Annotated in this window: 13 protein-coding genes and 4 pseudogenes; 6 read left to right on the plus strand and 11 right to left on the minus strand. The window is 56.8% G+C overall.

Annotated elements, in window-relative coordinates; genetic code table 11:
* The first annotated feature begins 72 nt into the window (after window positions 1-72).
* Together LB462_RS28340 and LB462_RS28345 are read left to right on the plus strand one after the other, a co-directional pair.
* Window positions 73-750, plus strand: coding sequence for a sugar transferase (locus LB462_RS28340; RefSeq protein ID WP_370637330.1), 678 nt, complete (start codon window positions 73-75; stop codon window positions 748-750).
* Window positions 751-1,088: 338 nt separating this feature from the next.
* A complete protein-coding gene (locus tag LB462_RS28345; RefSeq protein WP_224514984.1) occupies window positions 1,089-1,604 on the plus strand; it encodes a hypothetical protein in 516 nt (171 codons plus the stop codon).
* A 136-nt stretch (window positions 1,605-1,740) separates the two neighbouring features.
* Here LB462_RS28345 and LB462_RS28350 read toward each other — a convergent pair whose 3' ends face one another.
* On the minus strand, window positions 1,741-1,944 hold the full coding sequence (locus LB462_RS28350) for a hypothetical protein (protein ID WP_224514986.1): 204 nt from the start codon (window positions 1,942-1,944) through the stop codon (window positions 1,741-1,743).
* Between the two features lie 107 nt (window positions 1,945-2,051).
* Here LB462_RS28350 and LB462_RS28355 point away from each other — a divergent pair, with 107 nt between their 5' ends.
* Window positions 2,052-2,282 (plus strand): hypothetical protein, encoded by a 231-nt coding sequence (locus LB462_RS28355; RefSeq protein WP_224514988.1) that lies wholly within the window; start codon window positions 2,052-2,054, stop codon window positions 2,280-2,282.
* Here LB462_RS28355 and LB462_RS28360 read toward each other — a convergent pair.
* Window positions 2,275-2,712, minus strand: coding sequence for a VOC family protein (locus LB462_RS28360; protein WP_224514991.1), 438 nt, complete (start codon window positions 2,710-2,712; stop codon window positions 2,275-2,277). The genes LB462_RS28355 and LB462_RS28360 overlap by 8 nt on opposite strands.
* Before the next feature lie 200 nt (window positions 2,713-2,912).
* The gene (locus LB462_RS28365; protein WP_224514993.1) at window positions 2,913-3,647 is read right to left on the minus strand and encodes a DUF8692 domain-containing protein; all 735 of its coding nucleotides are present in this window, start codon (window positions 3,645-3,647) and stop codon (window positions 2,913-2,915) included.
* Window positions 3,648-4,269: 622 nt separating this feature from the next.
* Between LB462_RS28365 and LB462_RS28370 the strand changes: the two are divergent.
* The 3 pseudogenes from LB462_RS28370 to LB462_RS28380 form a co-directional block, all read left to right on the plus strand.
* A pseudogene (locus LB462_RS28370) lies at window positions 4,270-4,389 on the plus strand (oxidoreductase); the annotation flags it as partial.
* An 87-nt stretch (window positions 4,390-4,476) separates the two neighbouring features.
* A pseudogene (locus LB462_RS31290) lies at window positions 4,477-4,632 on the plus strand (PPC domain-containing DNA-binding protein); the annotation flags it as partial.
* A gap of 85 nt (window positions 4,633-4,717) precedes the next feature.
* Window positions 4,718-5,138 (plus strand): annotated as a pseudogene (locus tag LB462_RS28380) (IS5 family transposase); the annotation flags it as partial.
* Between the two features lie 45 nt (window positions 5,139-5,183).
* Here LB462_RS28380 and LB462_RS28385 read toward each other — a convergent pair.
* The 8 genes and pseudogenes from LB462_RS28385 to LB462_RS28420 all read right to left on the minus strand — a co-directional run.
* Window positions 5,184-6,254 carry an alkene reductase gene (locus tag LB462_RS28385; RefSeq protein ID WP_224514995.1) on the minus strand — a complete coding sequence of 357 codons (1,071 nt, stop codon included), beginning with the start codon at window positions 6,252-6,254 and terminating at the stop codon, window positions 5,184-5,186.
* Between the two features lie 50 nt (window positions 6,255-6,304).
* Window positions 6,305-7,291 carry an NAD(P)H-quinone oxidoreductase gene (locus LB462_RS28390; RefSeq protein ID WP_224514998.1) on the minus strand — a complete coding sequence of 329 codons (987 nt, stop codon included), beginning with the start codon at window positions 7,289-7,291 and terminating at the stop codon, window positions 6,305-6,307.
* 49 nt (window positions 7,292-7,340) lie between these two features.
* Window positions 7,341-8,234 (minus strand): alpha/beta hydrolase, encoded by an 894-nt coding sequence (locus LB462_RS28395; protein WP_224515000.1) that lies wholly within the window; start codon window positions 8,232-8,234, stop codon window positions 7,341-7,343.
* Between the two features lie 12 nt (window positions 8,235-8,246).
* Window positions 8,247-9,071, minus strand: coding sequence for an enoyl-CoA hydratase/isomerase family protein (locus LB462_RS28400; protein ID WP_224515002.1), 825 nt, complete (start codon window positions 9,069-9,071; stop codon window positions 8,247-8,249).
* A gap of 196 nt (window positions 9,072-9,267) precedes the next feature.
* Window positions 9,268-9,618, minus strand: a complete 351-nt coding sequence (locus tag LB462_RS28405) for a DUF1330 domain-containing protein (protein WP_224515004.1) — start codon at window positions 9,616-9,618, stop codon at window positions 9,268-9,270.
* Window positions 9,619-9,815: 197 nt separating this feature from the next.
* Window positions 9,816-10,124, minus strand: a pseudogene (locus LB462_RS28410) (response regulator transcription factor); the annotation flags it as partial.
* On the minus strand, window positions 10,124-11,119 hold the full coding sequence (locus tag LB462_RS28415; RefSeq protein WP_224515006.1) for a sensor histidine kinase: 996 nt from the start codon (window positions 11,117-11,119) through the stop codon (window positions 10,124-10,126). The gene LB462_RS28415 and the pseudogene LB462_RS28410, both read right to left, overlap by 1 nt.
* A 211-nt stretch (window positions 11,120-11,330) precedes the next feature.
* A partial coding sequence (locus tag LB462_RS28420) for an extracellular solute-binding protein (protein ID WP_224515008.1) occupies window positions 11,331-12,195 on the minus strand: 865 nt, incomplete at its 5' end.

Raw genomic sequence — 12,195 nt, forward strand, 5'->3', positions numbered from 1 at the left:
CCTAGCCGTCCCTGACACGAAGCCTGCAACCAAGCCGAACTTCGTGGATCACAGATTCGAAAGGAACTTCTCGTGAATACCAAACTCATTCGGCAGTCGGACGAATTGGCAAGTCTGCCGGTTGGAGGGTTCTTGAAACGATCGTTCGATGTGTTGATCGCGATCCTTGCCCTCATCCTGCTCAGCCCGCTGTTTATACTGCTCTCCTGTCTGGTTAAATTGTCGGATGGTGGACCTGTTCTCTATGGCCATCGCCGCATCGGGCGTGGCGGGAATGCGTTCTATTGCCTCAAATTTCGTACCATGGTTACAGACGGTGATGCCGTCCTTGAAGCCCATTTCGCTGCAAATCCGGAGGCACACGCAGAATGGTTGGCGGCGCGAAAACTGCAGGTCGATCCACGGGTCACAACTGTCGGCATCGTGTTGCGGAAATTGAGCCTCGACGAATTGCCTCAGCTGGTTAACATTCTTCGCGGCGAGATGAGTCTGGTTGGGCCGCGTCCTGTAGTGAAGGACGAGATCGAGCTCTATGGTTCCGCCGCAACCTACTATTTCAAATCGCGCCCGGGCCTGACTGGCGTGTGGCAAATCAGCGGACGCAATGATGTCAATTATGACGAACGGATAGCTTTCGATAAGCATTACGTTGAAAACTGGTCCTTTCAGAAAGATATCATAATCATTCTCAAGACCATTCCCGCCGTATGTGCGTCTCGCGGATCGTACCGAAGCGGTTCGGTAGGTTAACCTCTTGGGAGAAGCGCGACCCGTGCGAAAATCGGACACATTAGATGAAGCAGGAAATGCGCCAACGAAAGACGGCCGAACCGGCTATGTCTCCGGCCCGCCGTCTGAAGTCAAAGGCGCGGTTAAAAGTCATGAGGCGGTCTACAGAAATCCAGCGCCATATCTACTACATAAGCAGCTTGTCGACGCTCAGCTTGCAGCTGTGGCGGCACAGCAGGCAGCGACAGCCGAGATGAGAAACAAAGATGTACTGGTCCCACTATAGGCGTCTTCCTGACTGCCCTGATTGCGCTTGGGATCGCCATCGTACAGCAGATGAATAGCTAAGGGGGCCGGAAATGGTTGTAGGTATTGGCGAGGCTTACGGGGCACTGAAAGTTGCCTTTGATATTGCCAAAGGCATCAAAGATATAAGCGACAAGGTCGCACTTAATAACGCGGTGATTGAGCTTCAGGGGAAGATACTCGAGGCACAAGCGGCCACACTTTCAAGCGCTGACCGGGAACGGGAACTCGAAGAGAAAATGACTGACCTCAAACGGCAGCTTTTTGTTTACGAGGATTGGGACGAGATTGCCGCCAACTACGTAATCATGGACTATGGTGGGAACACATATGCTTACGAGTTCGTGGTAGACCCCAGCGAACCGTCAAACGCGCCTCATAGAGCCTGTCCGAATTGTTTTGGCCAGCGCAAAAAATCCATTCTGCAATTCACACTACGCGACCCTTATCAGCGCGATCATTACAAGTGTCACGCATGTGGGGACACATTTCTATTCGGCGCAAGCCAAAATCCGCCGTCCGTCCATACCCGAGCAGTATTAATGACCTTTATAATCTGCATGGTGTGACATGCTCGGGGATAGGCTTTTTTTTTGGGACAGGGGTGTCCCACCGTAGTGTCCCAACTTATTCGTCTGCATATTCTAGCACCGCAATGCCTTGCAACGCTGCACCTGCGCGGCGATTGGGATTGATCCTCAGGTTTTATCTGTTAGCCCGCTCGAAGCCTTCGTTCCATTGCTTCCAGTGACGTGAGTTTTCGCGGTACGGATTGTCCAGCTTGACGCCAGTTTCTCTTGAGCGGCGAGCGTCTCTCAGCCCATTGTTGTAAGGGACACCCTGCCTCCGGTCGATTTCGGGTTTTGGTTCGATCGCTCCGAGTTTGATCGAAGCTTTGACTACGGCCATGAGTGCGTCGAAGTGCTGTTTGAGGTTCATCTTTTCAGAATACTAATCTGTAACGATGGAACAATAGGTGCCCAATGCGTTGAACCCAAGGTGAACCCGAACCGGCGATGACAAATCCCATCCTTGTTACGCACAAAGGAACATGGACTGATGCTTGCTGGCAGGCGCATCGCGGCTCCTATATCGGCGTCAAGGCGACCGGTGAGACCTATGACCCGTTCTTCCATGGCATCATTGAGCCAGGCGCCAGGCACCGTCACGAAGTGGTTCAAGCCGTCATGAACCGTCGCCGCATTCTTGCACTCGTCGCCATTTGTCTGTGTATTGCGCTCAGCTGAGTTCTTGGGCGAGTCCGATGAGGAGCCCTCCGGGCCCGCGGATGTAGCACAACCGGTACACGTCTTTATATTGGACTACTTCGCCTACAAGCTGCGCGCCGCGCGTGCGGAGCCTTTCAAGCGTCTCGTCGACGTCATCTACAGTGAACATGACGCGTAGGTAGCCGAGGGCGTTAACCGGGGCGTTCCTATGATCTGCGACGACAGGAGGCCTGACGAAACGTGAGAGCTCGAGTCGGTTGTGGCCGTCAGGTGCGCGCATCATGGCAATCTCGACCTGCTGATCGCCCAACCCAGTGACACGTCCGGCCCATTCTCCTTCGATAGTGGCTCGCCCTTCGAGCTCAAGACCGAGTTCGCTAAAGAAATCAATCGTCGTTTCGAGGTCTTCGACGACGATTCCTACGTTGTCCATCCGCTTGAGCGCCATGTCTCCAGTCTCCTAGATGCCCTTCCAATCTACAAGTCGTCTAGCCTAACAACAAAAGCTTGTGCAAGGTGGGGTACCGGATCGCTGAAAACAGTCGCCGCGAAATGTAATGGGAAGCCATGACCCGCCATAAGCGATGGCAACTTTTATCAATGAAGCTGCCGAGTTCTTCAACCTTGATATCCGGCAGGATGGGGAAATCAGGCGCTGGGGTAGAGTGTTGGTCCCGAACGCTTCAGATGGCACAGCAACACATAGATGAAGACCAGCATCCCGGCCATTTCGAGACCTTCCTCGAGGTTCGTCAGTATTCGGTAACGAAATGATTCAATCCCTTCAACTTCAGCAACGCTGCCGCCAATCATCTCGAATCCGACGGCACCGCCAAGGAAGATGAGAGCTGAAAGCACGAGGAGCCCCGCGAGCGTCAACGGAAACGACCTGATGAAGGGAATAAAGGCCGCAAGACCGATCAGGCTGAGGATACCAGCTGGCGCTGCCCAGGCAAAATACATCAGGCCAGTGTGCTCTATCCTTCCGGACAAAGCGGCAGAAATCTTTTCATGAATACCGGCGAACTCGTCGAACGAAAGCAACAGAAAAAGTACTGTGAGCGCATACCAGTGGTATTTAAACCTGCTACCGCACATGGCTGCGTCCCTGCTTGCCAGAAAAAGCAACCATGCTGCGGAAAACGCTACCACCACCGAAAGCCACGTAAACGCACTTTCCTCGGAGTCGACGTCGAGCAACCATATCTTGTTGGAAAGTTCCGGCTTGGCACCAGAATAGAGGATCAGATCCTGCATAAAACCTGCACCGAGCAGCAACGCCGAAACGGCACAGGCCAACGCAAACACCCGGCCCGGCTTCACAAGCGTGCGCGCTCTTAACGGAATGTCGCTATTGGCCACATCAGTGAGCCGGACACTCATCGATCACCTGATTTGCATGCACTTGACATGTCACAAAACCATCACAAATCTGTCGCATTCCTTAGTTGATGGTCAACGCATGGAGACAGCAAATGGCTCCCTTCGGAGGACATTTAAATTTGACGGTCGGTGTAGCCGTGCTGGCGACGCTGATGCTACTTACCGTGCTCGTCGTGGCTCTGGACATCGAGATTGCGCTGCCGAGAGGCTGACAGGGCGTGCACTCGTTATGAGAACCAGCATTGTTGCGGATTCTTCCGCACAGTGCCCATGTTATTTGTCGGTTTCATGCTCGACGCAATAAGCGACGAATTCTCCGCGTGTCATAGTGCCATGACAGTCTAAATCAACTTTGCTGGTGTTGTGCTCGTGGACCGCGGCACATGCCTTTTGGATGCCGTCTGAGCCATTTCAGATTGTCATCTCAATTCTGACCCAGGGTGCCTACGTCACCGTTTGGCCGCCCGGGGTAGGCCCTCGACAGGAAGCGAGTTTCTTCGCGAAGTCTGCGCGAGCTGTTCTCACTTGAATCAATGCCGCCCGCTTCCTCTGCAATGACGATGTCAGCTTTTGGTGAATCGGCGTGATTGTAGGAATGGCCGAAATGCGGGCGCGGAGCAGCCGTTCGATCGAACCCGAAGAGACCGCCGATCTGGTGGCATATGTGGCGAGTCCGCTGTCAGCGGCGACCAATGGAGCAGCGCTTCGTGTCGAGGGCGGGATTACCCCAACAATCGCATAGGAGGCTATCGTGGCCAGCGACACCGGGACGGTTAGGTCCACAAAGACTCCGACAGGCTATCTCATGGTATTGCTTCAAGGAGACAACATGTTTGTCCAACTTGAGGCGTTGATGGAGAGCGAAAAGATCCCCTCAGCGAGCTTCTCAGCCTTCGGTTTCGCAAAGATTGTAACTTTTGGCTTCTTCGATTTCGTCAAGAAACAATACGATCCAGGATCGTTCGAGAACGTCGAGATGGCAAGCATTACCGGAACGCTGGCTTGGCAAGACGGCAAACCTTCAGTTCATGCGCACGGGGCTTGTGATAAGAGATTCGCAGCGGTACCCATCACGCGGTGGGCTGACGACCAAGATCCACGTCGTCGTCGATGCGCAAGGCCTCCCGATCCAGCTCTGTGTGACCGCTGGGCAGGCACACGACGGGCAGATCGCCGACACGCTCCTCGACCACCTCGGCCCGCGTACCATCGTGCTGGCAGACAAGGCCTATGACGCCGACCGCATCCGCGACTTAATCTAACGGCTCGGTGCCACGCCCAACATCCGCCTAAGAGCAACCGGCGCCGCAAACCTTGCTTTAGCAAGCGGTTCTACCACACCAGCGCGATCTGATCGAGCGGTTCTTCTCCAAGCTAAAGCACTTCCGCCGCGTCACCACCCGCTACGACAAGCTCGCCGCCAACTTCGTCGCCATGGTCCAGCTTGCCTCAATGCGGCTTTGGTTGCGCGCTTATGAGTTTACGGCCTAATGCCGCATCGACCACCAAATAAAGGCCGACCTGCGGGCGCGGCGCCTATTCCGCTGCTTCGCCGAGCAGCGGATAGTCGTTGTATCCGGTCTCATCGTCCATGTAGATCGTCTCGGACTTGATCGCGTTGAGCGCCGCACCACGCCGGAAGCGCTCCACAAGGTCGGGATTGGCGATAAACAAGCGACCGAAGGCGGCGGCATCTGCCTCGCCACGTTCGATGGCCTGTTGCGCGCTGTCCTGCGTGAGGCCCTCGTTGACGATGTAGGTGCCCTTGAAGAGCCGTCGCACGTCCCGGCCGATCTGCTGGTCGCCGCGATCGAGTGCCTCGCGGGCGAAGATGAAGGCGATCTTCCGTGCGCCAAGCTGGTCGGCGACGTAGCTGAAGAGCGCGCGGGGGTCGGTATCGCTCATCGAATAGCTGCTCGACATGAGATTGAGGTGCACGCCTATCCTGCCCGCAGGCCATACCGTCAGTAGCGCATCCACTGTTTCCATGAGGAAGCGGGCCCGGTTCTGGATGGGGCCGCCGTAGCGGTCGGTTCGCTTGTTCGAGCCATCATGCAGGAACTGATCGAAGAGGTAGCCATTGGCGGCGTGAAGTGCCGCCCCATCGAAACCGGAACGCAGCGCGTTTCCGGCCGCGACCCGAAAGTCCTCTACGAGGCCTGGGATTTCGTCGGTTTCCAACGGCCGCGGAACCGGATATGGGCGCTTCGGATTGAGGCGGTTCACCTGACCCTCCGGTGCGATCGCGCTCGGAGCGACGGGCAGCCTGCCGTCATGATAGACCGGGTCTGAGACCCGGCCGACGTGCCAGAGTTGAGCGACGATGAGGCCACCGGCGTCATGAACAGCCGACGTCACGCTGCTCCAGCCGGCGATCTGCGCGGGCGACCAGAGCCCGGGAGTGTCGAGGTAGCCAACGCCCTGCGGCGTCACCGAGGTCGCCTCGGTAATGATCAGGCCGGCGCTTGCCCGCTGGACATAGTGTTTCACGTTGATGGGCCCGGGACTGCGCTCGTTGAAATTGCGCATCCGTGTCAGTGGTGCCATGACGATCCGGTTCTTTAGCTGCAGGTCGCCGATCTGGACGGGGTCGAAGAGAGTGGCCATTGGTTTGCCTTTCATGCGTATGGTAGAGTGGGAGCCAAGAGCGGCAGCAATCACGTGGTGAGGATGATCTTGCCTACATGTTCGCCTGCTTCGAGCCTGGCATGCGCCTGAGCAGCTTGCTTGAGCGGGAACGTCTGGTTGATGATGCAGTCGATTTGCCCCGCCTCGACCATCGGCCAAACATGATGCTCGACTTGTGCCGCGAGGCGCGCTTTCTCTTCCGGGCTACGAGACCGGAGAGTGGAACCGGTGATGATCAGACGCTTCTGCATCAGATCTGGAAGTGACAGCTCCACCTTTGCGCCAGCTTGAAAGGCGATCTGCACCAGACGGCCCATTGGCCTGAGGGCGCGGAGGTTCCTTTCAAAATAGGAGCCGCCGACCATATCGAGGACGACATCGACTCCGCCGTACGCACCTGCGACATCTACGAAGTCATCAGCAGTCGCGTCCACAGCTATGTCGGCTCCCAGACTTAGCGCCTGGGTTACCTTCTGAGCCCCCCGTCCGGTCGCTATCACGCGAGCTCCAATAGCCTTCGCCATCTGAATCGCCATCACGCCGATACCCGAGGTCGCTCCATGGATCATAAAGGTTTCGTTACGCTTCAACATTCCTTGCTCGATGACGTTCGCGTACACCGTAAGGGCCACCTCCGGAAGAGAACAAGCCTGCAAGAAATCAAGCCCCCGTGGTACAGGGAGAGTGAGACCCTGATCTGCGATGGCATATTCAGCGTATCCGCCGCCGCCCAGCAAAGCCGCGACCCGGTCGCCAACCCTCCATCTGTTCACCGCAGTGCCCACTGCCGCGATCTCTCCCGACACCTCAAGGCCGAGCGTTTTTGAAGCGCCTGGCGGCGGTGGGTACAGGCCCATGCGCTGGAAGACATCAGGTCGGTTAACACCCGCCGCGCGGACTTTAATCAGCACTTCTCCTGACTGGGGTACGGGGACTGGTATCTTGACAAGCTTCAACGCCTCGGCAGGCCCAGTGCCACCTGCGACCGCGACGGCTTTCATCGAACTAGATATCATGGGCCCATTACTTCCTTGCTTGACCGAAATTCAACATTCGAAACAAGTTTCAAAGGTGTTGCCTGAACCAGGCGATTGACGCCTGTGTCCCTTTCTCAGCCTCGCCAAGGTACTGGTCGTAGTGGCCGCCCTTTGTGATGATCAGCCTCTTTGGCTCGAGAGCGCGCTCGTATGCCCGCAGAGCTACGTCGGTCGCGGCCGTGTGGTCACGCTCGGCCACCAGCATCAGGAGTGGCGTTGGAGAGACCCTCTCGATCCATTCACCGGGAGAGTACATCCGGGTCCAGCGAGTTGAGCGGACTGTGACCTTGTTCTGCCATATGCCCTCCGGCAGAGGCTGGCGATAGAATTTTACCGCATCAGCGTCGTAATACGAGGAGTTCTGTGTCGCCTCCTCGCTTACTATCGCCTGCGTCGCCGGAGGCTCCCCGCGAAGCTGCGCGCGTTCGTCAGCCGCAAACAGAGCCTCCAATGCCGCGACCTTTTGCGGGGCCACGCGCCCCAACCCCGTGGCGTATCCGTCTATCGTGGGACCTTGCGACACAACGGCCTTCAGCCTCCGGTCGGTGGCACCCAAGACGATTGCGTGGCCGCCAGCAAAGCTCGTGCCCCAGACACCGATCCTCGCCTCGTCCACTTCGGGCCGGTCCTGAAGGTATGAGATTGCGCGCCGCCAGTCCGTGATCTGCTGCCAAGGATTCACGTCCTGTCGGGGTTCCCCGCCGCTGTCTCCGAACCCGCGGTGATCATGAAGAAGGACCGCGAAGCCCGCTTCCGCAAAAGCTACTGCGGTCTGTTCTAGCCCATGGTATTTGGTGCCCGCATAGCCGTGAGCCATTGTGATGCCCGGTGCCTTTCCATCTGACCGCTTGGGTAGGAATAGCCATGCTGCCAGTTCTATCCCACCCTCTGCGGGAAAGGCGACGTCGTACTTCGTGAACATGGATGCTGCTCCTCAATCATTGCCAAGAACGCGGATGATGCCCTCTACGGAGAGCTCGGCATCGCGGGTCTGAAGTCCAGCCTGCATGGCGGAACGGACCCTCGCCTGTGTTTCGGGGCGCGCCACGCCCAGACCGAACAGGTCTGAGTCTTTGCGGTATGCTTCAGCGCTACCAAGCGTGATGGCGTTGCAGCTTTCCTGGATGTCGTTGAGCCCCTCGACGGGAAAGCTCGCGATCCGCTGCGCAAGGTTGGACACGAAGCCTCCGAGCTCTGCTTTCGGAAGCGAGCGGTTGATCCAGCCATATCGTTCAGCAAGTTCGGCGCTAAAATCCTGCGCTCCGAGCATAGCCTCCAGGGCGCGGCCGCGCCCCATCAAACGGGAAAGGTGCTGGACCGCCCCGGCCCCTGGGATCAACCCGAAGGCCGCTTCTATTTGGGCGAAGACTGCCGTCTCCCTCGCTGCGAAGCGCATATCGCATGCGAGGATGAATTCGCTGCCTGCTCCGCGGACACGGCCTTCGATCTGCGCGATTGTAACGAACTGCGCTTCACTCATGTAGCGGAACAGGAGACCTATGGACGCGTCGCCTGCGAGCTTTGCCGCTGCCTCGCGGTACTCTCGGACCTTCGTCATGTCCACGTGGGGGATGAAGTAGTCGCGATCGGCACTTGAGAACACCACGACGCGACAGTCTGAGTTTTCTGCATATTCGATCAACCTGACCAAATCGGAAATCAACTCCGGCCCGATCAGGTTGATGGGAGGGGCATCGATGACAGCGTGGACAACGCGGTTGGTGTGCGTAACGTGCAGGGTGGTAAATGATGTGCTCATCTCTCGACCATGGTTCTGTTATTGCCCCGATCGATGGTTACGTGGCTCGATGATCGCAGGGCGTCGAAGGTTACGGGCGGGCTATAATTCGTTGAATCCCGGTGCCTCGGCTGACCGCTGGACCCGGTTCTGGCATAGGATGCAGCGCGCGTATTCCATCCACGGAAGGCGCACGCACGCGGAATTTGCGGGCAGCTCAGCTGCCCCGAGTCGCACGGCGAACCTCGCTGGCAAAGCCCTTTATGGTGAAGTCCTCAGGAATCTGGTCAATTAAAATGAGGTCCGAAATCGCGTTCTTCAGGCGGAGCGGCAGGATCGCTTGATACGCAGGGGAATTGTACCAGGACGTCGCGGCATCGCGGCTCGGGAATTCCATCAACACGACCGAGCCTGGCCAAGCGCCCTCGACGACGTCGGCGGGGCCCTGTGCCAGCCACTTGCCGCCGAAAGGTGCGACCGTTGCTTCGACCTGTTCGAGGTAGGTCAATCCCGCGTCGTTCGGAATGTCGCCGGGAATGCGCAGATGATTGATGAGATAGGTCTTCATGATAATGCTCCTTGTGTGTTGGGGGAAGAATCGTCCTAAATCAATGAGGCGAGCCGTGCCTCATAAGGCCCGAATTCGTCGAGCCGGCCATCGCGCACCTTGGGCGGCAAGGCCGACCGAGCCCACGCGGATTGTCGGGTGCCCGGTAAGTTTGCGGGTCCATCAGGCCAGAATTGGGATCCGACCCGGCAAATCCCGATGGCGCCAGCCTTCATCGCCCGTACAGACATCGGAACATCGCCGTGACCCGTCATGAAGATGATGGGAATATTGTTGCCAAGGTTAGCGAGCTTGTCCTGGAAGTCGAGCCCGCTGACGCCCGGAAGCCGAATATCGAGGACAAGGCAGCTTCCGGCAGAAATTTTGGCAGGACGGTAAAGGAGTTCGGAGGTGGAGCCGAACAGCTCTACACTCATACCAACCGACCTGAAAAGATTGGCCAACGCTTCTCTCAGATGTGCATCATCGTCAACGACAAAGACAAGTGGCGAGCTGTGTTCGTCCATTACCCGGTCCCTTGTTTCAAGGGAATGGTGAATTCGAACGTGGTGCCTGATCCCGGTTCGGAACTTGCACTGATGCTTCCCCCATGTGCATTCACGATCGAGCGGCAGATCGACAAGCCCATGCCCATTCCGTCCGGCTTCGTCGTATAAAAGGGGCTAAACAGTTTCTTTCGGGTTTCAGGCGTAAGGCCGGGGCCATTATCGTGGATTTTCACGAGAGCAGACTGTTCCTCGGCAAACGTCTCTATAAGCAGCTTCCGAGTGTTGCCAGCCACATGTGCCATTGCCTGGATGGCATTTAACAGCAAATTCAGGATTACTTGTTGCAGTTGCACTCGATCACCGTTGATCTCTGGCAGATCGGCTGCAAGATCGAACCGCAAGCTTACCTGATTGATGTCAATTTCACGCCGAACAAGCGCCACCGTCTCATCGAGAACCTCATTCAGGTTAATATGTATCGGCTTCGGAGGTGCCTTCACCGATAGAGCCCGCAAGTTCTTGATGATGTCGCTGGCACGTTGTGCATCGGCAATCATCCCTTCCATCGAAGATTGAACTTTCTCAAGGTCCGGTACATCCCGCTTGAGCCAGCGCAAGCCGGCTCCTCCGTTGGTGACCACGGCGGCCAAAGGCTGGTTGAGTTCATGAGCGATCGATACGGTCAGCTCGCCAAGCGTTGCCACGCGGGCGACATGCGCCAACTCCGTTCGCGCTGCACGAAGCTGGTTTTCGGCTTCTCGTCTCTGGGTCGCAAAATTAAGCGAGAGCAAGACCACGAGCACGTAGAGCACCGCAATGGCGATGTCCAAGGATGTCAACGCGTCCAGCAGGAAAACGACTGCCGCAATAATAGCAGCAGCGGTTCGCAAAAACTTCGATTGGGATGCAGAATTGATGAGGACGTTGAAACGGTCGGCTGCCAGATACTGAGCTATGGCTGCACCGAGCCCCTGTGCCACAACCGCTGACTTTCTGCCGTTTGTAGACATCATCACCTCTTCAACCGTTTCGTTGCAAGGAAATGCCCGTTGAAGAAGAAAGGAAAGTTTCGAGATGTTAAGAATTGTTAAGTCATCGGCATCAGCGGGGGCTTCATTGGCCGCTAGGCATTAAATGCCGGGTGAGCTTGGAATATGCGATCAAACGGTTGTTTTTTTTGGATTGGATGAATGAACTTCGGCACGAATTGCTGTCGACGTTACATCATAACTTCAGGCGATCGAATTTGCGCTTCCAACTCGCGGCGACGGTCTGTAACGCGTCTCTGGCTGTCGTTTGACCTTGCAGCGTGCTTGAAACGCCCGCGCGCAGATCAAGCTCGAGTGAGCCCCAATTGGCGTCATTCGGGTTGGTCACAGCGGTTTTCATTTGTTCGGCGGCCGCCCCAGTCCAGCCATATGCTTCGACGATCTCCGGATCGGTCAACACGGAAAGGCGGGTGGAAGCATTTCCCTTTTCCATGGAGCGCCGGGCCCATTCCTTGCTCGTAATGTGCTGAATGAATTCGAAAGCCCATTCCTTGTTCTGTGATGCCGAAGGAACGGCGAACGACCATACAAAGAACGGGCTTTTGCTCTGTTCACTTTTCAGCGCCCCCGGCACGACAGTCCAACCCCACCGCCCGGCTGTTTTAGACGCTTTCGATTTGTTCAGTAGAGTCCCCGTCGCGTTCAGCGTGACGGCCATGGCATAACGGTCGTTCTGACCGTTCGCAATGATCTCATCCCATTCCCAGGTCACTGCCTCCGGAGGCATGACCCGGTGCCTGGTCATCAGGTCCCCGTAATACTCCAGCGCACTGATGGATTCCTCCGTATCGATCATGATCTTCCGCGTCTTCAGATCGTAGAACGAACCACCCGAAGACAACAGGAACGGACAGAAGTGGTTGCTGATCGCCGGCCCCTGACGAGCGCATGTTCCCAACCCGTACCGGAGGGGCGCACCTGACTTCGTCAAAGCGACTGCAGCCGCTTGGAATTCGGCGAAGGTCGACGGTGGGCTTGAAAAGCCTGCGGCCTCGAGCAATTCCTTTTGGTAGTGGAGTATATAAATAGTTCCCCGATAT

The organism is Phyllobacterium chamaecytisi (genome assembly GCF_020164455.1).
GTDB lineage: Bacteria > Pseudomonadota > Alphaproteobacteria > Rhizobiales > Rhizobiaceae > Phyllobacterium > Phyllobacterium chamaecytisi.

Bases quoted from the DNA above. Each gene is read 5' to 3' on its own strand.
- LB462_RS28350 (WP_224514986.1), bottom strand. From the start codon at position 1,944: ATGGCCGTAGTCAAAGCTTCGATCAAACTCGGAGCGATCGAACCAAAA.
- LB462_RS28405 (WP_224515004.1), bottom strand. From the start codon at position 9,618: ATGAAGACCTATCTCATCAATCATCTGCGCATTCCCGGCGACATTCCG.
- LB462_RS28345 (WP_224514984.1), top strand. From the start codon at position 1,089: ATGGTTGTAGGTATTGGCGAGGCTTACGGGGCACTGAAAGTTGCCTTT.
- LB462_RS28365 (WP_224514993.1), bottom strand. From the start codon at position 3,647: ATGAGTGTCCGGCTCACTGATGTGGCCAATAGCGACATTCCGTTAAGA.
- LB462_RS28415 (WP_224515006.1), bottom strand. From the start codon at position 11,119: ATGATGTCTACAAACGGCAGAAAGTCAGCGGTTGTGGCACAGGGGCTC.
- LB462_RS28355 (WP_224514988.1), top strand. From the start codon at position 2,052: ATGACAAATCCCATCCTTGTTACGCACAAAGGAACATGGACTGATGCT.
- LB462_RS28390 (WP_224514998.1), bottom strand. From the start codon at position 7,291: ATGATATCTAGTTCGATGAAAGCCGTCGCGGTCGCAGGTGGCACTGGG.
- LB462_RS28400 (WP_224515002.1), bottom strand. From the start codon at position 9,071: ATGAGCACATCATTTACCACCCTGCACGTTACGCACACCAACCGCGTT.
- LB462_RS28395 (WP_224515000.1), bottom strand. From the start codon at position 8,234: ATGTTCACGAAGTACGACGTCGCCTTTCCCGCAGAGGGTGGGATAGAA.
- LB462_RS28360 (WP_224514991.1), bottom strand. From the start codon at position 2,712: ATGGCGCTCAAGCGGATGGACAACGTAGGAATCGTCGTCGAAGACCTC.
- LB462_RS28385 (WP_224514995.1), bottom strand. From the start codon at position 6,254: ATGGCCACTCTCTTCGACCCCGTCCAGATCGGCGACCTGCAGCTAAAG.